The 22,341-nt window shown below is 40.7% G+C and carries 7 protein-coding genes; 4 read left to right on the forward strand and 3 right to left on the reverse strand.

Translation table 11 applies throughout. The features are described from left to right. Positions 1–22 precede the first annotated feature (22 nt). Both KORDIASMS9_RS21025 and KORDIASMS9_RS21030 read right to left on the reverse strand, forming a co-directional pair. Positions 23–15,571: a gliding motility-associated C-terminal domain-containing protein gene (locus KORDIASMS9_RS21025; RefSeq protein ID WP_114904747.1), complete on the reverse strand. Its 15,549-nt coding sequence runs from the start codon at positions 15,569–15,571 to the stop codon at positions 23–25. Positions 15,572–16,702: 1,131 nt separating this feature from the next. Further along, positions 16,703–17,791 (reverse strand): hypothetical protein, encoded by a 1,089-nt coding sequence (locus KORDIASMS9_RS21030; protein ID WP_114904748.1) that lies wholly within the window; start codon positions 17,789–17,791, stop codon positions 16,703–16,705. A 792-nt stretch (positions 17,792–18,583) separates the two neighbouring features. Here KORDIASMS9_RS21030 and lpdA point away from each other — a divergent pair. The 4 genes from lpdA to KORDIASMS9_RS21050 all read left to right on the forward strand — a co-directional run bounded on the left by lpdA (position 18,584) and on the right by KORDIASMS9_RS21050 (position 21,352). Then, entirely contained in the window at positions 18,584–19,975 is a 1,392-nt protein-coding gene (lpdA, locus tag KORDIASMS9_RS21035; RefSeq protein WP_114904749.1) for a dihydrolipoyl dehydrogenase, read from the forward strand. 57 nt (positions 19,976–20,032) lie between these two features. Beyond that, complete coding sequence (locus KORDIASMS9_RS21040; protein WP_114904750.1) at positions 20,033–20,668, forward strand: hypothetical protein; 636 nt, start codon at positions 20,033–20,035, stop codon at positions 20,666–20,668. A gap of 2 nt (positions 20,669–20,670) precedes the next feature. Next, positions 20,671–20,976 carry a DUF3817 domain-containing protein gene (locus tag KORDIASMS9_RS21045; protein ID WP_114904751.1) on the forward strand — a complete coding sequence of 102 codons (306 nt, stop codon included), beginning with the start codon at positions 20,671–20,673 and terminating at the stop codon, positions 20,974–20,976. A 187-nt stretch (positions 20,977–21,163) separates the two neighbouring features. Further along, on the forward strand, positions 21,164–21,352 hold the full coding sequence (locus KORDIASMS9_RS21050) for a hypothetical protein (protein WP_114904752.1): 189 nt from the start codon (positions 21,164–21,166) through the stop codon (positions 21,350–21,352). 265 nt (positions 21,353–21,617) lie between these two features. Here the strand turns inward: KORDIASMS9_RS21050 and KORDIASMS9_RS21055 are convergent, their stop codons facing one another. After that, positions 21,618–22,340 (reverse strand): diphthine--ammonia ligase, encoded by a 723-nt coding sequence (locus KORDIASMS9_RS21055; protein WP_114904753.1) that lies wholly within the window; start codon positions 22,338–22,340, stop codon positions 21,618–21,620. Position 22,341 lies beyond the last annotated feature (1 nt).

A 22,341-nucleotide genomic window follows, 5' to 3' on the forward strand; every position in this document is an offset into this window, starting at 1 on the left:
CCGATAGGTGTTTGTATTGTTTTTATCTTCTATTAATGTAAAATGGTCCTGCTTTTTCTTGTCTATTTCCATTGCCATCTACATAAGAAAGTACATAGTAGTAAGTACCGACTGGCAGGCGGTCGTCTTTTGCTATGGTGACTCTACCTTCGGAGTATCCGCGGAAGAATTTGTTTCCTTGACCATACCCGTCTACATCGTATACTTTTATTCCCCATCTGTTATAGATTTTTAAGTTATTGTTAGGGAAGTTTTGAATTCCTTTGATGGTGAACACATCATTGAGTCCATCACCGTTTGGTGTTACGATATCGTATATTTCAATCTCAATATTTGGATCTCCATTGTTGACCTCTACATAATCAGGAATGTTATTTCCGTTGTCGTCTCCAAGTTCGTCGCCGTTTGGAATTGCATCACCATCACAGTTCAATGCTAACCAAGCAGCGCTTACTGCGTCTAAGTCTTGACTATTAAAGTCAAAGTCACAAGGATCGGCCGGATTGGTATTGTCATTGGCAACTTCGACAGCATTGGTAACACCATCTCCATCACAATCACCAGTATTCCATGCATCTGAAGGCGAAATTGTTTGACTCGCTACATTGAGACTACAATCGTCTAGTGGATTGGTTCCATCTGCTAGTTCATCACCATTGGTTACGCCATCGCCGTCACAATCTGCGTTGCTCCATGCTGCACTTACGGCATTGATATCTTGATTTACTGTATCATAATCACAAGGATTTTGTACGCGAGTTCCGTCTGTAATTTCATCGCCATTCATCACGCCATCACCGTCACAATCAAGCATTTCCCAATCAACACTTACCGCTGTTACATCTTGACTTGACATTTCGTATTTACAAGGATCTTCTGGATCAGTTCCATCAATTGCTTCTTGACCGTTTGTAACTCCATCGCCATCACAGTCGAGATCATCGAAGTTCATCGTTACTATAGATATGTCCTGACTGTTGATATCAAAATCACATGGGTTTTGTGGATCGGTTGCATCTAGAATTTCTTGCCCGTTGACCACTCCATCACCATCACAGTCGATAGCATCCCAAGCATCAGTAACAATTGTTATATTTTGGTTAATAGCATCAAAATCACAAGGATCATCTAGATCGGTTCCATCTAATATTTCTTGAGCATTGGTTACTCCGTCACCATCACAGTCTAAATCTTCAAAAGCTGTATCTACAGGTACTGTTTGACTCGCCATTACAAAATTACAAGCATTGTTTGGGTCTGTTCCGTCGTTCGCTTCATCGCCATCAGTAACTCCATCGCCATCTGTGTCTTCATCTAACGGATCCGTTACATTGCCATTTGGATCGTTTGGCGTTGCAGGATCGTCTGTTCCTGTTACTTCTTCACCATTGGTTAAGCCATCATTATCACAATCTAAATCATTCCAAGCAGCAGTTACCGTTGCCAGGTCTTGATTTACAGGATTATACTCGCAAGGATCGTTTGGATTGGTGCCATCTACTGCTTCTACTCCATCAGTTACGCCGTCTCCGTCTGTGTCTGGATCTTGTGGATCGGTAGTGTTACCATTTGGATCGGATGGTGTGCTTGGGTCGTCTACGCCACTAACTTCTTCTTCATTGGTTAATCCGTCATTATCACAGTCTAAACCATTCCAAGCTGCTTCTACTGGTACAGATTGACTTGCTAGTAATAAGTCACATGGATCGTTTGGATTGGTACCATCATTTGCTTCATCGCCGTCTGTTACGCCGTCGCCATCTGTGTCTGGATCTTGTGGATCGGTGGTGTTACCATTTGGATCGGATGGTGTTGTTGGGTCGTCTACGCCTGATGTTTCTTCTCCATTGTTTAATCCGTCACTATCACAATCTAAGTCTGTCCATGCAGCTTCTACTGCTGTGAGGTCTTGACTTGAGGCTTCGTATACACATGGATCGTTTGGATTGGTGCCGTCTGTTGCTTCATCGCCGTCGGTTACGCCGTCTCCGTCTGTATCTGGATCTTGTGGATCGGTGGTGTTCCCGTTTGGATTCGCTGGTGTTGATGGATCGTCATTTCCTGTAACTTCTTCTTCATTGGTTAATCCGTCATTGTCACAGTCTAAACTATTCCAAGTTGCTTCTACTGGTACAGATTGACTTGCTAGTAATAAGTCACATGAATCGTTTGGATTGGTGCCATCATTTGCTTCATCTCCGTCTGTTACGCCGTCACCGTCCGTGTCTGAATTTTGTGGATCGGTGGTGTTACCGTTTGGATCGGCTGGTGTTGTTGGATCGTCTACGCCTGATGTTTCTTCTCCGTTATTTAGTCCGTCATTATCACAATCTAAGTCTGTCCATGCAGCTTCTACAGCAGTAATATCTTGACTTGAAGCTTCGTATAGACATGGATCGTTTGGATTGGTGCCGTCATTTGCTTCAGTTCCATCTGTTACGCCGTCTCCGTCTGTGTCTGGATCTTGTGGATCGGTTGTATTTCCGTTTGGATTCGCTGGTGTTGATGGATCGTCATTTCCTGTAACTTCTTCTTCATTGGTTAATCCGTCATTGTCACAGTCTAAACTATTCCAAGTTGCTTCTACTGGTACAGATTGACTTGCTAGTAATAAGTCACATGAATCGTTTGGATTCGTGCCATCATTTGCTTCATCTCCGTCTGTTACGCCGTCACCGTCCGTGTCTGAATTTTGTGGATCGGTGGTGTTACCGTTTGGATCGGCTGGTGTTGTTGGATCGTCTACGCCTGATGTTTCTTCTCCGTTATTTAGTCCGTCATTATCACAATCTAAGTCTGTCCATGCAGCTTCTACAGCAGTAATATCTTGACTTGAAGCTTCGTATAGACATGGATCGTTTGGATTGGTGCCGTCATTTGCTTCATCGCCGTCTGTTACGGCGTCGCCGTCTGTATCTGGATCTTGTGGATCGGTTGTGTTGCCGTTTGGATTCGCTGGTGTTGTAGGGTCGTCGTTTCCTGTAACTTCTTCTTCATTGGTTAATCCATCATTGTCACAGTCTAAACTATTCCAAGCTGTTGCTACCGTTACCGTTTGATTCGCTGCTACAAAATCACATGGATCGTTTGGATTGGTACCATCATTTGCTTCATCTCCGTCTGTTACGCCGTCGCCATCTGTATCTGGATCTTGTGGATCGGTGGTGTTACCATTTGGATCGGCTGGTGTTGTTGGATCGTCTACGCCTGATGTTTCTTCTCCATTGTTTAATCCGTCATTATCACAATCTAAGTCTGTCCATGCAGCTTCTACTGCTGTGAGGTCTTGACTTGAGGCTTCGTATAAACATGGATCGTTTGGATTGGTGCCGTCGTTTGCTTCGTCTCCATCAGTTACGCCGTCGCCATCCGTATCTGGATCTTGTGGATCGGTGGTGTTTCCGTTTGGATTCGCTGGTGTTGTAGGATCATCGTTTCCTGTAACTTCTTCTTCATTGGTTAATCCGTCATTGTCACAGTCTAAACTATTCCAAGTTGCTTCTACTGGTACAGATTGACTTGCTAGTAATAAGTCACATGAATCGTTTGGATTCGTGCCATCATTTGCTTCATCTCCGTCTGTTACGCCGTCACCGTCCGTGTCTGAATTTTGTGGATCGGTGGTGTTACCGTTTGGATCGGCTGGTGTTGTTGGATCGTCTACGCCTGATGTTTCTTCTCCGTTATTTAGTCCGTCATTATCACAATCTAAGTCTGTCCATGCAGCTTCTACAGCAGTAATATCTTGACTTGAAGCTTCGTATAGACATGGATCGTTTGGATTGGTGCCGTCTACTGCTTCATCGCCGTCAGTAACTCCGTCTCCGTCTGTGTCTGGATCTTGTGGATCGGTGGTGTTGCCGTTTGGATTCGCTGGTGTTGATGGATCATCGTTTCCTGTAACTTCCTCTTCATTGGTTAATCCATCATTATCACAGTCTAAACCATTCCAAGCTGTTGCTACCGTTACCGTTTGATTCGCCGCTACAAAGTCACATGGATCGTTTGGATTCGTTCCGTTTACTGCTTCTATTCCATCGGTTACTCCGTCTCCGTCCGTATCTGGATCTTGTGGATCAGTTGTATTACCATTTGGATCGGCTGGTGTGCTTGGATCATCTACGCCTGAGGTTTCTTCTCCATTGTTTAATCCGTCGCTATCACAATCTAAGTCTGTCCATGCAGCTTCTACAGCAGTAATATCTTGACTTGAGGCTTCGTATAGACATGGATCGTTTGGATTGGTGCCGTCATTTGCTTCAGTTCCATCTGTTACGCCGTCTCCGTCTGTGTCTGGATCTTGTGGATCCGTTGTATTTCCGTTTGGATTCGCTGGTGTTGATGGATCGTCGTTTCCTGTAACTTCTTCTTCATTGGTTAATCCGTCATTGTCACAGTCTAAACTATTCCAAGTTGCTTCTACTGGTACAGACTGACTTGCTAGTAATAAGTCACATGAATCGTTTGGATTGGTGCCATCATTTGCTTCATCGCCGTCAGTTACGCCGTCTCCGTCCGTATCTGGATCTTGTGGATCGGTGGTGTTACCGTTTGGATCGGCTGGTGTTGTTGGATCGTCTACGCCTGATGTTTCTTCTCCATTGTTTAATCCATCACTATCACAATCTAAATCATTCCATGCAGCTTCTACTGCTGTGAGGTCTTGACTTGAGGCTTCGTATAGACATGGATCGTTTGGATTGGTGCCATTTACTGCTTCATCGCCGTCAGTAACTCCGTCGCCATCCGTATCTGGATCTTGTGGATCGGTGGTGTTGCCGTTTGGATTTGCTGGTGTTGATGGATCGTCGTTTCCTGTAACTTCTTCTTCATTGGTTAATCCGTCATTGTCACAGTCTAAACTATTCCAAGCTGTTGCTACCGTTACCGTTTGATTCGCCGCTACAAAATCACATGGATCGTTTGGATTGGTGCCATCATTTGCTTCTACTCCATCAGTTACGCCGTCGCCATCCGTATCTGGATCTTGTGGATCGGTGGTGTTACCATTTGGATCGGATGGTGTTGTTGGGTCGTCTACGCCTGATGTTTCTTCTCCATTGTTTAATCCGTCACTATCACAATCTAAGTCTGTCCATGCAGCTTCTACTGCTGTGAGGTCTTGACTTGAGGCTTCGTATACACATGGATCGTTTGGATTGGTGCCGTCTGTTGCTTCATCGCCGTCGGTTACGCCGTCTCCGTCTGTATCTGGATCTTGTGGATCGGTGGTGTTCCCGTTTGGATTCGCTGGTGTTGATGGATCGTCATCTCCTGTAACTTCTTCTTCATTGGTTAATCCGTCATTGTCACAGTCTAAACTATTCCAAGTTGCTTCTACTGGTACAGATTGACTTGCTAGTAATAAGTCACATGAATCGTTTGGATTCGTGCCATCATTTGCTTCATCTCCGTCTGTTACGCCGTCACCGTCCGTGTCTGAATTTTGTGGATCGGTGGTGTTACCGTTTGGATCGGCTGGTGTTGTTGGATCGTCTACGCCTGATGTTTCTTCTCCGTTATTTAGTCCGTCATTATCACAATCTAAGTCTGTCCATGCAGCTTCTACAGCAGTAATATCTTGACTTGAAGCTTCGTATAGACATGGATCGTTTGGATTGGTGCCGTCATTTGCTTCAGTTCCATCTGTTACGCCGTCTCCGTCTGTGTCTGGATCTTGTGGATCGGTTGTGTTGCCGTTTGGATTCGCTGGTGTTGTAGGGTCGTCGTTTCCTGTAACTTCTTCTTCATTGGTTAATCCATCATTGTCACAGTCTAAACTATTCCAAGCTGTTGCTACCGTTACCGTTTGATTCGCTGCTACAAAATCACATGGATCGTTTGGATTGGTACCATCATTTGCTTCATCTCCGTCTGTTACGCCGTCGCCATCTGTATCTGGATCTTGTGGATCGGTGGTGTTACCATTTGGATCGGCTGGTGTTGTTGGATCGTCTACGCCTGATGTTTCTTCTCCGTTATTTAGTCCGTCATTATCACAATCTAAGTCTGTCCATGCAGCTTCTACAGCAGTAATATCTTGACTTGAAGCTTCGTATAGACATGGATCGTTTGGATTGGTGCCGTCATTTGCTTCATCGCCGTCTGTTACGGCGTCGCCGTCTGTATCTGGATCTTGTGGATCGGTTGTGTTGCCGTTTGGATTCGCTGGTGTTGTAGGGTCGTCGTTTCCTGTAACTTCTTCTTCATTGGTTAATCCATCATTGTCACAGTCTAAACTATTCCAAGCTGTTGCTACCGTTACCGTTTGATTCGCTGCTACAAAATCACATGGATCGTTTGGATTGGTACCATCATTTGCTTCATCTCCGTCTGTTACGCCGTCGCCATCTGTATCTGGATCTTGTGGATCGGTGGTGTTACCATTTGGATCGGCTGGTGTTGTTGGATCGTCTACGCCTGATGTTTCTTCTCCATTGTTTAATCCGTCATTATCACAATCTAAGTCTGTCCATGCAGCTTCTACTGCTGTGAGGTCTTGACTTGAGGCTTCGTATAAACATGGATCGTTTGGATTGGTGCCGTCGTTTGCTTCGTCTCCATCAGTTACGCCGTCGCCATCCGTATCTGGATCTTGTGGATCGGTGGTGTTTCCGTTTGGATTCGCTGGTGTTGTAGGATCATCGTTTCCTGTAACTTCTTCTTCATTGGTTAATCCGTCATTGTCACAGTCTAAACTATTCCAAGTTGCTTCTACTGGTACAGATTGACTTGCTAGTAATAAGTCACATGAATCGTTTGGATTCGTGCCATCATTTGCTTCATCTCCGTCTGTTACGCCGTCACCGTCCGTGTCTGAATTTTGTGGATCGGTGGTGTTACCGTTTGGATCGGCTGGTGTTGTTGGATCGTCTACGCCTGATGTTTCTTCTCCGTTATTTAGTCCGTCATTATCACAATCTAAGTCTGTCCATGCAGCAGTGACTGTTGCCAAGTCTTGATTCACAGGATTGTAATCACAAGGATCTTGTGGGTCTGTATTGTTTGGTCCTAGTGTTCCATCTCCATCTGGATCTACTTCATCTCCGTTGGTTACTCCATCGCCATCACAGTCTGATGTTAACCATGAAGCTGATACTGATGCCAAATTTTGTGCAGTTATATCATAGTCGCATGGATTATTGGGATCGGTTCCGTTTGGTCCTGCTGCTCCATCATTATTTGGATCCAGTTCTGTTATATTTGATACGCCATCTCCGTCGCAATCTGCTGTTGCCCATGCTGATGTCGTATTCATTAAGTCTACATTCGCTACTGTTGCTCCAACACATGGATCATTTGGATCTGAATCTGTGCCGTTTAGTGTGCCGTCTCCGTCACAATCTGCAGCAGCGTAAATTGCATTCGTTACGTCTTCATCTCCTAATGTACCATCGTCAACACAAGGATCTTGCGGATCTGGATCTGTGCCGTTTGGTGTGCCGTCTCCGTCACAATCTGCAGTAGCGTAAATTGCATTCGTTACGTCTTCATCTCCTAATGTACCATCGTCAACACAAGGATCTTGCGGATCTGGATCTGTGCTGTTTGGTGTGCCGTCTCCGTCACAATCTGACATTGTCCATATTGCGTTCGTAGCATCTTCGTCTCCTACCGTGCCATCGTCAACACATGGATCTTGTGGATCTGGATCTGTGCCGTTTGGTGTGCCATCTCCGTCACAATCTGCAGCAGCGTAAATTGCATTCGTAGCATCTTCGTCTCCTAATGTGCCATCGTCAACACATGGATCTTGTGGATCTGGATCTGTGCCGTTTGGTGTGCCATCTCCGTCACAATCTGCAGTAGCGTAAATTGCATTCGTAGCATCTTCGTCTCCTACCGTGCCATCGTCAACACATGAATCTTGCGGATTTGGATCAGTTCCGTTTGGTGTGCCGTCTCCGTCACAATCTGACATTGTCCATATTGCGTTCGTAGCATCTTCATCTCCTACCGTGCCATCGTCAACACATGGATCTTGCGGATCTGGATCGCCTCCATTTGGTGTGCCGTCTCCATCACAGTCTGCTATTAACCAAGCGGCGGTTTGTGTTTGTGTGACAAGTATTGGATTGTAATCACAAGGATCTTGTGGGTCTGTATTGTTTGGTCCTGCTGTACCGTCTCCATCTGGATCTACTTCATCCCCATTGGTTACTCCATCGCCATCACAGTCTGTTGTTAACCATGAAGCTGATACTGATGCCAAATTTTGTGCAGTTATATCATAGTCGCATGGATTATTGGGATCGGTTCCGTTTGGTCCTGCTGTTCCATCATTATCCGGATCCAGTTCTGTTATATTTGATACGCCATCTCCGTCACAATCTGCTGTTGCCCATGCTGATGTAGTATTCATTAAGTCTACATTCGCTACTGTTGCTCCAACACATGGATCATTTGGATCTGGATCTGTGCCGTTTGGTGTGCCGTCTCCGTCACAATCTGCAGCAGCGTAAATTGCATTGCTTAAATTTTCATCTCCTACCGTGCCATCGTCAACACATGGATCTTGTGGATCTGGATCAGTTCCGTTTGGTGTGCCATCTCCGTCACAATCTGCAGCAGCGTAAATTGCATTCGTTACGTCTTCATCTCCTACCGTGCCATCGTCAACACATGGATCTTGCGGATCTGGATCTGTGCCGTTTGGTGTGCCATCTCCGTCACAATCTGCAGCAGCGTAAATTGCATTCGTAGCATCTTCGTCTCCTAATGTGCCATCGTCAACACATGGATCTTGCGGATTTGGATCAGTTCCGTTTGGTGTGCCATCTCCGTCACAATCTGCAGCAGCGTAAATTGCATTGCTTAAATTTTCATCCCCTACCGTGCCATCGTCAACACATGGATCTTGCGGATTTGGATCAGTTCCGTTTGGTGTGCCGTCTCCGTCACAATCTGCAGCAGCGTAAATTGAATTGCTGAAATTTTCATCTCCTAATGTACCATCGTCAACACATGGATCTTGCGGATTTGGATCTGTGCCGTTTGATGTGCCGTCTCCGTCACAATCTGCAGCAGCATAAATTGCATTCGTTATGTCTTCGTCTCCTACCGTGCCATCGTCAACACATGGATCTTGCGGATTTGGATCTGTGCCGTTTGATGTGCCGTCTCCGTCACAATCTGCAGTAGCGTAAATTGCATTCGTAGCATCTTCGTCTCCTAATGTGCCATCGTCAACACATGGATCTTGTGGATTTGGATCTGTGCCGTTTGGTGTGCCGTCTCCGTCACAATCTGCAGCAGCGTAAATTGCATTCGTTACGTCTTCATCTCCTAATGTACCATCGTCAACACATGGATCATTTGGATCTGGATCTGTGCCGTTTGGTGTGCCGTCTCCGTCACAATCTGCAGCAGCGTAAATTGCATTGCTTAAATTTTCATCTCCTACCGTGCCATCGTCAACACATGGATCTTGTGGATCTGGATCAGTTCCGTTTGGTGTGCCATCTCCGTCACAATCTGCAGCAGCGTAAATTGCATTCGTTACGTCTTCATCTCCTACCGTGCCATCGTCAACACATGGATCTTGCGGATCTGGATCTGTGCCGTTTGGTGTGCCATCTCCGTCACAATCTGCAGCAGCGTAAATTGCATTGCTTAAATTTTCATCTCCTAATGTGCCATCGTCAACACATGGATCTTGTGGATCTGGATCTGTGCCGTTTGGTGTGCCATCTCCGTCACAATCTGCAGTAGCGTAAATTGCATTCGTAGCATCTTCGTCTCCTACCGTGCCATCGTCAACACATGAATCTTGCGGATTTGGATCAGTTCCGTTTGGTGTGCCGTCTCCGTCACAATCTGACATTGTCCATATTGCGTTCGTAGCATCTTCATCTCCTACCGTGCCATCGTCTACACATGGATCTTGCGGATCTGGATCGCCTCCATTTGGTGTGCCGTCTCCATCACAGTCTGCTATTAACCAAGCGGCGGTTTGTGTTTGTGTGACAAGTATTGGATTGTAATCACAAGGATCTTGTGGGTCTGTATTGTTTGGTCCTGCTGTACCGTCTCCATCTGGATCTACTTCATCTCCGTTGGTTACTCCATCACCATCACAGTCTGTTGTTAACCATGAAGCTGATACTGATGCCAAATTTTGTGCAGTTATATCATAGTCGCATGGATTATTGGGATCGGTTCCGTTTGGTCCTGCTGTTCCATCATTATCTGGATCCAGTTCTTCTCCATTGGTAACTCCGTCTCCGTCACAATCTGCTGTTGTGTATAATGGATTGCTTAAATCAGCAACTGTTCCTGCCGCACATGGATCATATTCCTCACGGAAGTCTACTTCTGAAGTAGTAGGATCATCATCATTGTCTGTTCCTAATGCTCCTGTATTTAAGTTGTCGTTAACATCTGGTTCAACGCCAGTGTCATCACTTGTATCAAAACCGTCATCCAATCCGTCCCCATCTGTGTCAGTTCCTGTGAAGGTTCCTTGTCCTGCTTCTAATATGTCATCAATTCCGTCATTGTCACTGTCAGTATCTAGATAATCTGGTGTTGCATCTGTGTCTGTGTTTTCTGGAGTATCTATGAAGCCGCCGCCTTCATACGCATCATCGATTCCGTTGTTATTGTTGTCAATTCCACTTGGTGGCGTGTAGCTTCCTGTGGATTGTGCTTCTATATTGTCTGGAATTCCATCATCATCGGCGTCAATGTCTAGATAGTCTGAACCGTCATTTATATTTCCATCGGTGTTTGCTGGAACAGTTCCTGCGGTGTTGTCTGCTTGACCGTCCATATTTCCATCTGCAAAGACCGCATCGTCTGCATCTACATCACCATCATTGTCAGTGTCTAAGTCACCATTTCCTGTTTCGACAACATCGGTAATTCCATCATTGTCACTGTCTAAATCAAAATGGTTTGGAATACCATCATTATCGGCATCGAAGCCTGATTCGATCATGCCATTTACATCTCCAATTAGTGGATCGGCTGGTGCATCGTCTAGATAGTTTGGTACGCCGTCGTTGTCTGTGTCTGCACTTGGATCTATTCCTGTTGGATTTTCATCTACATCGGCGATTCCGTCATTGTCATCATCAACATCATCTATATCCGTGATTCCGTCACCGTCACTGTCCATTTCCTCACGGAAGTCTACTTCTGAAGTAGTAGGATCATCATCATTGTCTGTTCCTGATGCTCCTGTATTTAAGTTGTCGTTAACATCTGGTTCAACGCCAGTGTCATCACTTGTATCAAAACCGTCATCCAATCCGTCCCCATCTGTGTCAGTTCCTGTGAAGGTTCCTTGTCCTGCTTCTAATATGTCATCAATTCCGTCATTGTCACTGTCAGTATCTAGATAATCTGGTGTTGCATCTGTGTCTGTGTTTTCTGGAGTATCTATGAAGCCGCCGCCTTCATACGCATCATCGATTCCGTTGTTATTGTTGTCAATTCCACTTGGTGGCGTGTAGCTTCCTGTGGATTGTGCTTCTATATTGTCTGGAATTCCATCATCATCGGCGTCAATGTCTAGATAGTCTGAACCGTCATTTATATTTCCATCGGTGTTTGCTGGAACAGTTCCTGCGGTGTTGTCTGCTTGACCGTCCATATTTCCATCTGCAAAGACCGCATCGTCTGCATCTACATCACCATCATTGTCAGTGTCTAAGTCACCATTTCCTGTTTCGACAACATCGGTAATTCCATCATTGTCACTGTCTAAATCAAAATGGTTTGGAATACCATCATTATCGGCATCGAAGCCTGATTCGATCATGCCATTTACATCTCCAATTAGTAGATCGGCTGGTGCATCGTCTAGATAGTTTGGTACGCCGTCGTTGTCTGTGTCTGCACTTGGATCTATTCCTGTTGGATTTTCATCCACATCGGCGATTCCGTCATTGTCATCATCAACATCATCAACATCGGGAATTCCATCGGCGTCTGTATCTACTGGAAGTAATACTGCTGGACCTGTAGGGTCTTCTATGACACCAGTTATTTCAATATTATCATCACCAACAAGATCATCAACCAATACGTATGTTGCCGTTAATACATTGATTCCATTGATATTTTCTATTTGTTGTGTAATTGGTATTAGATTCCCTCGGTAATCGAAATCTATTCCACCTGCAGAAGAAGGTCCAAATTTTCGGTACGCATCATAATCAGATAAGGACGAGATTCCATACCAATAGAATTTTACTGTTGCGGCTTGTCCGTTTCCTACACATGCTAAAGAGAAGTCTATTAATCCATAAGGATAATCATATACCGCATCTTGACTCGCTAGAGAAGCTTCTGTCAATAATACCATTGAGGTAATTTGATTACAATCTTCACCTACATTTGGCGATGTTACTTCTATGGTTACATAGTCACCATTTGCATCTGGAATTGAGGCTACATCTGGTTGTTGACTATCTAGTGTTCCGTCATTGTTTCCATCTCCACCATTTGGTGCGCCATCTTCAACAGCTTCATCTACATTGTCCATATCATTCGTAACACCTGTAAAATTCACTGTTACAGAACTTATGGAAGAGAGACAACTTGTTACTGTGTAATCAAAAATATATGTTCCTGTTACAAGACCTGAACTATTTAAGGTTCCTGCACTTTGATCAAAGTTTACTCCTGGCGCAGCAGAACTTCCATTGATGCTCCATGTTCCTCCAGCATCTGGAGAACCATTGAGGTTTGTGAATAAATTTATAATTCCTGAAGCTGTTGTTGCTGCTATGGTATTGTTTGTTCCTGCATTTGGTGCTGCTTGCACTGATACTGTGACTGATGTAGTTTCATTGATAGTACATGGACCACTAGCATTTACTGTGTAGTCAAAGATATATACTCCTCCCGTGGTTGGATCGAATGTTCCTGCTCCTGCGCTAAAGTCTCCGCCAGGCATATTAGGAGAACTTCCTGAAACTGTCCAATTTCCTCCTAAATCCGCTCCTGTTAGTAATGTATTTAAGTCAACCAAAACATCTCCTGCACAGGCATAATTGTCTGTTCCTGTTCCTGCTTCTGGTTTGTCTGTAACTGTAACCACTACTACATCTTCTCCTGCACACATGGTACCGTTGTCAGCATTTAATCGAAACCATGTTGTTTCATTTACTGTAACGGAAGGTGTTAGTGTGGCTATTTCAAAAGGTGCACTCCATGGACCAGTTGGTCCATCTGTACTGTACGACCAAGCATATCCCCCAGAACCATTGACTCCAATATTATCTTGAATGTTTAATGCTTCATTTGCTGCTACCGATGGTGTAAATGGTACTTCATAGATAGAAGCTGTAGCGGCAGTACACGAATCATCATTTATTTGAGCAGAAGGCGTTCCGTTAGGAATGGTTCCACTTGTAAAAGTGGAGGTATTAGAACCGTCGACAAAACTTATGATTACGGAGTCTATTTCTCCAAAATCCTGAAATTCACAGTCATATATTTGTACTTTCCATCCTCCTTGTCTTGCATCATAGCCATTGAGCGGCGTCATATCGATAAGATTGATTCCTGAAGCAGGAGAGAAAACAGTACACACTGTACTGTTATTGGATGGATTGGAATAATAGGCATTGTATGTACCTGTTAAAGCGGGACCTGCTCCACTACATGCATTGTTTCTTGCAAATTCACATATATCAAAAACGGGAAGTGTTGGTGTGATGGTTTGATCATTGGTGAATGTTAGATTTACTGCATTGTCTGCGGCATAACATGGACTTCCTGTTTCATTGAGTCCTAGTGGAATATTAACTAAACCATCTGGCGACACTAAATAATACCCAACGTCAGATATGTAGGTATGTGTTACGTTGAATGTAACTGACACTACGGTTGAATTTGTAATTCTGAAAGGTCTTTCTACTGGATCGTAATAGGTGAAATCTGTATTGTTTGCTGCTATACCATTAAGCATTACAGTATCTCCTGAACAAGCTATAAGGTCTGAACCTGCTTGTGTTTGAATAGATGTATTCCAAACCCAAGCTCTTCCTTCTTCAATAGTTCCTCCATCGTTTCTAACTACTAAATAACCCCCATCGGCTAATCCTGTTTGAATTCTTGTTGAGTTTATAGCATAGTTGTCATAGGTATTAGTTGTTGGATTGAATAGATACCAATCATAGGTTGTGACTCCAACACCAGCCGGACATTCTAGTTGTCCGACATTTGCTCCTCCGTCAAACACAAATATGGGATCATCTGAGTTTGCTGAGAAAAGTGGATTTGTATAATTTGTTGTGAGTGTTCCGCAATTGGAAGAAGCTGTTGGTGCAGATAATGCAATTTCACTCCCTTCAAGTTTAATGACTAATACTGTCGTTGTTTCATCATTACAAGGACCTGTACCGCTAACTACATAATTAAAAGTAGATGGTCCTAACGGTAAACTAGATACTGTAAGCGTACTTCCTGAAAGTGCGCCTGTAGTATCATTATCCATCCAAATTCCTCCTGCATCTTCTGAACCATCCAGAGCAGAAAATAAATCTGCTGTGGTGTCTGTTGTAAAAACATAAAAAGGTCCAGAAGTTGCTCCGGAATTAGGGGGATTTGTAAGGGTTAGGGTTGCTGTTGTGGTAGCTGATGTGTTTCCAAAAGGATCTGTTACTGTAATTTCAACAATTCTTGGGGTTGCTATTTCTGGAACTACTGCGCTATTAACATATACTAAATCATCGAGTGTATTTCGTACTGTATTTACATCTGCACTTTGATTGGTTACTGTAAGCGTAGTTGTTCCGTTTCCTGAAACCGAAACTCCTGGAAATATACCTTTTATACTCAGTGTTTCATCTCCTACATCTTGCGGATTTGTTAAGGTAATAGTCATAAAGTCAAGACCGTGAGGCGCATTGAATTCAGACGTTGCTCCTGTTGATGCTGCATCTAAAAATTCTGTGCTTTTAGAACATCCAGGTACTGAAATATTTATACCTCCTGCTCCTGTAATATTTGTATCGTCTAATCGTATGTAAGGAACTGGTGCTAGATCTAGTGTAAAAGGTTCACCAGAAGCAGCTTCCGCTCCATCCGTAACATAATATTCTACCGTAAGACTTGTAACAGCTATATTACTTTGTACCGTCCAATAGGTTCCGGCTGTACTAATGGAGCTGGAAGAACCAATATGAATTTCGGAAGTATTATTGTTATTTATGAAATGACCTGTTTGTCCTCCTGTTAAACTTCCTGAAAATAAAGCTCCTGCATCTGGACTTGATATTTTTATGTTTTCTGTACGAATTAATTCGCTGTGTTCTTGTGAACTTAGTATGACATGTACAGGTTCGCTAAATGTATAGGTGTATAAGTTCCCCGAAATACCCGTAGTAGCTCTACTATTATTGAAACTATTTGTTAGTATTATGGCAGGAGCTACTGCATTTTCTACGCCTCCAGTGGTTACGGAAGGACCTCTAGTAATGTCAACAGTCACAAAAGTAACGCCGTCTCCAACAGCAGATAGACTGCTCGTTTGGAAGTTATTTTCAGGAACTGTTCCTGATAAACCTCCCCAAGTTGTTACTACTTGAGCTTTGGACTCACTTGAAAATACAAGCATCAAAACAAGTACAATAACAAACTGCAATCGGTGGATTTTATGTGTAGTAATTCTCTTTTTTATTGTGGAACGATGGTTGTTCATTTCCTCAAAAAACAGTCTAACTCTCGAGTAGCTAATTAAAAGATATCTTAACATAAGTGAAAAGTATATTAGTATACTTCTAATTAGATAGAAGTATATTTGGTTAGTTAGAATATTGGCTTTATATTTAAATACGAATTGAAGTTGTTTACAACTTACCTATCTATTTATTTAATAAGCAAATCAGTAATTTCGTATTTTTGATATATTGGAATTGTGTCAGTTAGATATGTCTGACTTCTAATAGCGTAAAGATGTAACATAATACGGTTGATTTTTAATTAAATTAACTGTTATCCTGCCCTGCTTTTGTTTGCTCTCCAAAGTTTTACAATTGCGGGGTTTTTTTAATTTTTATATAAGCTATATGATAATTTATATATATAAATCATATAGACAGCTTTTCTTTTACTCTTTCAAGTAAATATGATAGTAATCGCTTATTGAATGGTTTGATAAAATAGTTCTTAGAAAACTACTCAAGGGATTTAATCAGGGTTTTAGAGGGAAATTGAATTAGACACATGGGCTTTGTTAGGTTTTTTTGTTATTATAATTTTTTTTTAATATTTAATTACGATTCTTTTTTAAAGAAAAATATGTTGTTAAAATAAGATAAATAATGGTGATCAAAAATGATTTTACCTTACTTTAACTACGGTATTCAAATTTTAATTTGATAAAGTAAAAATCGTATTATTATCTCTTGCCCCTTTTGTACTTAAAAATTAGATTGAAACATATTCTTAAAAAAATGTAGCACTAATCTTACGATTATAAATATAGTTAATATTTTCTTAAAACCAAATGAATTTCGACACTTGAGCGTAAATAATATGCTTTTTGTCGATGAATCGACATTTTCGTTAGATCAATAAAAAATTAAAATTCGATATCTTATCTAAAATTAAAGCTGAAAATAGCAGTATACACTATTTGATGCATCTTTTTTGTATGCGCTATGAGAGCATTTTTAGGAATTTATTTTATTGGATTAATTTGAGTTGGTTTAGCTTTTAGCAAAAATAGTTTTACATTTTAAATTTTCTATTTACTTCTAAAAACTCTTTTTAGAAAACGAACCATTTCTGGGGAATTAACAGTGATTCCATTTAATTTGAATTCTGTAATGGTGACCAAACCTCCTAAAATTTTTTCTTCGTTTTTTTCTTCTATGACTTGTACTTCAACAGATGATTCTTGTTGATAAATCGTCATGTTTAAACTTTCAATTTGTTTGTCTTTTAGTTGCAACATTGTACTGGCTAATGCTAATTGTGACTTGTAAAAATAAACTTGTGAAGCTAATTTTTGAACGCTCATATCTGTAAACTCTGAAGCTGCACTTTCAAACTCTGGACTTTCGGGTAAGTGAAGATAAATTTGTAACGCTTCTTTTATTTTATCCAACGCCTCTTCTCCATCTTTTGGAATTACGGTAAATAAAGTTTCATGTGCTTTGGATTCTATATTGGTTTCTGCGTTGATACCAATGTCTTTTAAAAAGGTAGCAAAATAGATGAGATATTGCTCGCAAGAAGTTTGGATTTCGGGTGGGAAAGTGAAGGTGTTTGTTAGGTTTCGTTGGTTAGGACTTTTAGTTAATTCAAAAAAAACATTTTCAATTTTAACATTTAGTAATTCAGTTATTTCTTTATGAACAACAAAAATATCTCTTAACCATACATCACTAGTTAGATAGATATTCAAACCTAATTGAATTACTTCTTGGAAGTTTTCAAACTGTTCTTCTTCATTAATATATACAAGCTCATTATCATCTAGAGATTTAGTTAGCCTTTTAAAAAAAGAATGAATTCCATATTGAAAATTCCAATTATCCATATTCAAATGTATATTAACATGAGAAATTTCGTTATCTGTAAAATTTATACTTGTATAGGATGTAAAAATAAAATCCCATTTATAATAAAAGTTGTCTTCGAAAAGTATTCTAGTAGCAAAAATTTTCTCGCCAAAAATATCTGACATCTTGATTCCTGATAGCTTATCAACTTCTTCAAACAATAAATAAAAACCAAGATCTGGGTCATTAATTTCTATACTCCCTATAACTTCTCCATCCAAAAAAACTTTTTCCTGCTCTCTATCTATTACCAAATTCGGCTTTCCCATATCTTAACTATTAATTACAATACGTTTGTTGCTACAATGTACTCAAATGTTACATTTCCTACAAAAAAAGGGAAATTCAAAATGCAAAAGTCTTTTGAAACGTCATTGCGAACGTTTTGTAAAAAACGTGTGGCAATCTGTTAGTTAAGAAACAGATTATTTCGATTGAACTCAATACAAGTACTTTGTCATGCTTCCTCGTAACGTTTCTGATTGGATTCGGTTAAAAAGTTCCAAACGTCACTTCGAGTGAAATTTTGAAAAAATTTTGTATCGAGAAGTACTTTGGTTTTCCGAGCTGTTCTCGATACATTTTTACCTATCTCGACTGCGCTCGATATGACAAAAATACTCGAACTGACGTTCAGTGCAAACAAATCGTACTTCAAAAATCAACAATCGTACTTCGAACTGAGTTAGCGATAGCAGTGGAAAGCCCACAGCGAGTGTGCGAGCGCGGACTTGCAGCGAATAGCGCGACCTGAAGCGTAGCGGAAGGGAACTTCCTAATTAATTTGATGATGTGTCGATTTGACAATTTGTTGATCATATAGTTATAATGGTATACTTTGGAATCATTGAACGCGATTGCGATACGAAATGAACGAATAAACAAATCGACGAATCCTCAAAAAAACAAAAAAGTCTAAAATCGATAGCGATCTAAAGCGAAGCGTATCTAAAAGCACTTGTGCTGAGCTTGCCGAAGCAAAAACAATTGTATAAAATTTAAAGTTCGCGGATAATTCCGTAAATTTGCACTTCGAAAAACAGACAACAAAATTTTAAGATATGAGTACATACGATATCATCGTTTTAGGAAGTGGTCCTGGTGGATATGTAACTGCCATTAGAGCTTCTCAATTAGGGTTGAAAACCGCAGTCGTTGAGAAAGAAAGTTTGGGTGGCGTTTGCTTAAATTGGGGATGTATTCCAACGAAAGCGTTATTGAAATCAGCACAGGTTTTTGAGTATTTGAAACATGCTGGCGATTACGGATTGTCCGTAAAAGAGTATGATAAAGACTTTGACGCGGTAGTACAACGTAGTCGTAATGTAGCAGATGGAATGAGCAAAGGAGTTCAGTTCTTAATGAAAAAGAATAAAATTGACGTGATTAACGGTTTTGGAACGCTAAAAGCTGGAAAGAAGATTGATGTAAAAGATGCCGATGGAAATGTAACCGAATATAGCGCCAAACATATTGTGATTGCTACAGGAGCGCGCTCGCGCGAATTGCCAAGTTTACCACAAGATGGCGTAAAAGTGATTGGCTACCGTAAAGCAATGACCTTGCCGCAGCAACCTAAGAAAATGATCGTTGTTGGTTCAGGTGCGATTGGTGTAGAGTTTGCCTACTTTTATAACTCGATGGGAACAGAAGTAACAATTGTGGAATATATGCCAAAAATTGTTCCTGTAGAAGATGATGAAGTTTCCAAACAATTGGAACGTTCGTTTAAGAAAAGTGGTATCAAAATTATGACGTCTGCGGAAGTGACTTCAGTAGATACTTCGGGCGATGGCGTAAAAGCAACCGTAAAAACGAAAAAAGGTGAGCAAATCTTAGAAGCTGACATCGTACTTTCGGCAGTTGGAATTAAAACGAATATCGAAAACATCGGATTAGAAGCTGTGGGAATTGCGACCGATAGAGATAAAATTTTAGTAAACGATTACTACCAAACAAATATTCCTGGGTATTATGCTATTGGAGATGTAACGCCTGGACCAGCCTTGGCACACGTTGCTTCTGCGGAAGGAATTTTATGTGTAGAGAAAATTGCAGGAATGCATGTAGAAGCCTTGGATTATGGAAATATTCCTGGATGTACGTATTGTTCTCCAGAAATTGCTTCGGTTGGTTTGACAGAGAAGCAAGCAAAAGAGCAAGGCATTGACATTAAAGTTGGAAAGTTCCCATTCTCTGCTTCTGGAAAAGCAAGTGCTGGCGGAAATAAAGAAGGATTTGTCAAAGTAATTTTTGACGCCAAATACGGCGAATGGTTAGGCTGTCACATGATTGGTGCTGGCGTAACAGACATGATTGCCGAAGCGGTGTTGGGTAGAAAATTAGAAACTACTGGACACGAAGTATTAAAAACAGTGCATCCGCATCCAACGATGAGTGAAGCGGTCATGGAAGCTGTGGCAGATGCGTATGATGAAGTCATTCACATTTAATAATATATTGAAAAGCTGCTCTTAGAGCGGCTTTTTTTATACTTTTTAGTTTTTTGTATGAAGAAATTATTGTGTATCCTTATTGGAATTGTTTTGGCTAGTTGTTCTGGAACGAAAAGCGAGTCAAGAATAAAGAAAAGACCTAAATTACCGCCTATAGTTTCCTGCGCTGAAGATGCTAAGATTTTTGATCAAGATGTAAAGTATGAAACTAATAAACTTAACACAATTGAACATTTGTCATACTCAACCACTTATGTTCGTTTGTATAATCAAACTGATTCTCTAGAAAAAAATGAAATACGATACAAGCTTGCGAAAACATCAGAAAGAGTCGCATTAAAAGTATTTCCCACAATAAAACTCACAGATGCTTCTAGATTACTAGCTGAGAATTATAAAACAATTTTATTTTCTACAAATAGAGTGAGAAAAAATGTTTCAGATTCTAAATATTTTGAAAATTTAATTATTCCAAACGATCAAAGTAATCTTCAACTTTTCGTTTATGTCGTTAGCGGTATAAGAGATAAGCAATTCACAACTAGTTTCCATTTCTTTGTATTGAACACCACGTATAACTCATTATTGTATTATGATTATGTCAAAACTGAATGTGATCCTAGAGACGAAACCATGTTTATGAAAACTTTGTATTACGGAATGAACAAATTAAAAAATAGTGTAAAATAGTTATGTTAGAACCAATTCAAAAAGAAACAAAAACACTGCAATGGTTTCGATGGATCGCGATTTTGGAAGGAATTTCATTTATCGCTTTCTTTATAACGATGCCGTTAAAATATTTTATGGAAATGCCAACGCCCAATAAATTTGTGGGAATGGCACACGGAATTTTGTTTATCGTATATGTAGTATATGCGTATTTGCTCACCGAAGAACAACACTGGACTAAGAAAAGTTTTGGTGTTTTATTTGTTGCTTCGTTACTTCCTTTTGCTACGTTTTATGTGGAACGGAAGTATTTGAAGGCGAAATAATACCAATTGTATAGTCAAATCTCTTAAAAAAACAGATATTCAGAATTTTAGCACCAAACTTTAGTTCACTTCTTTCCTTACGGATTCACATAATATATGTAGTATATTTTTTTTATTTTACTTTCTTGGGTAACATTTTTTTACTTCTTGAACTGAATAGTAGTATTAATCATATAAATCACATATTATGAAAAAAAGAAGTATTAAAACTTTGGAATTAAGAAAGTCAACAGTATCTGTTTTAACTGACAGAGAAAAACTAAGTATTGAAGGAGGTATTACACCTTTAACATTATCCTCTATTGTTTGCGCAGAAGGAGCATTTTATGTTACTGTCGCTGCAACAGCTGCAATTTCTGCAAAAATTTGTGACTAAATCCTAGTATGAAAACAGTGGACTTCGGTTCACTTTTTTTATGAAATTTTTCCAAATAAAAAGCCATTCAATCTCACTTGAATGGCTTTTTCCTCAACCAACCTAATAACTGATATCCCACCTTCAGCTATGTAAAAATTGCTGTGAAACTTCGTTTTGTTTCACAGTCAAATATAGCTTAGATGCTTCTTAATTTGTTCTTAACTAATTGCCAAAACTTGATTAAAGTTTTCACAGAGAAACGTTAATTTTTAAGAGTTTACGCTTATTTCGGGATTAAATCGCAATACCAAAAAGCAGTATCCCACGTAGAATCGTCTGAGGTACAAGTAGCTGACTCTTTTTTTGAAGGTGTATAGGTTTTTAACACTTTTTCGCCAATCGTAAAGTCAATCGGTGATGAAAAAATAGGACCGTCAAAGACAAAGGTGTGAAATTCGCCGTTTTCGCCGCAAGGATCAACGTTATCAGGCAACTCGCTAATGAAATCTTCATCCAATATTCTTCCCACAAAAGAAGCATCTAACAGTTTTGCGTTGACACAAACGGTAATGGCCTTGAAGCCTAAGGAGATAAATTCTTTCAGTAACACTTTGGTATCTTGTTTCCACAATGGAAAAACACCTTTGATACCTACTTCTTGCAATTTTTCTTCTCGATAATTGCGTAAGTCTTCTAAAAAGATATCACCAAAAATTCCGTAGGTAAAACCCGCTTCTACCAATTGTTGTGTGGCTTCCTTCATCGTTTTATCATAGCTAGACATAGAGACTTCCGCTGGAAAGTATATTTTTTGTAAAGGCAATTGTAAGCGTGCTACTTGTGCATCTAACAAAGCTTCTCGCAATCCGTGCATGGAAACGCGCTCAAAGTCTTTATTTACGGTGGTGACTAATTGTGTAACTGCGTATTCCTTCTGTCGTAAGACATCATACAAAGCCAAGGCGGAATCTTTTCCTGTACTCCAATTAAAATATGCTTTTTTCATC

The organism is Kordia sp. SMS9, assembly GCF_003352465.1.
In the GTDB taxonomy this organism is placed as follows: Bacteria; Bacteroidota; Bacteroidia; order Flavobacteriales; family Flavobacteriaceae; genus Kordia.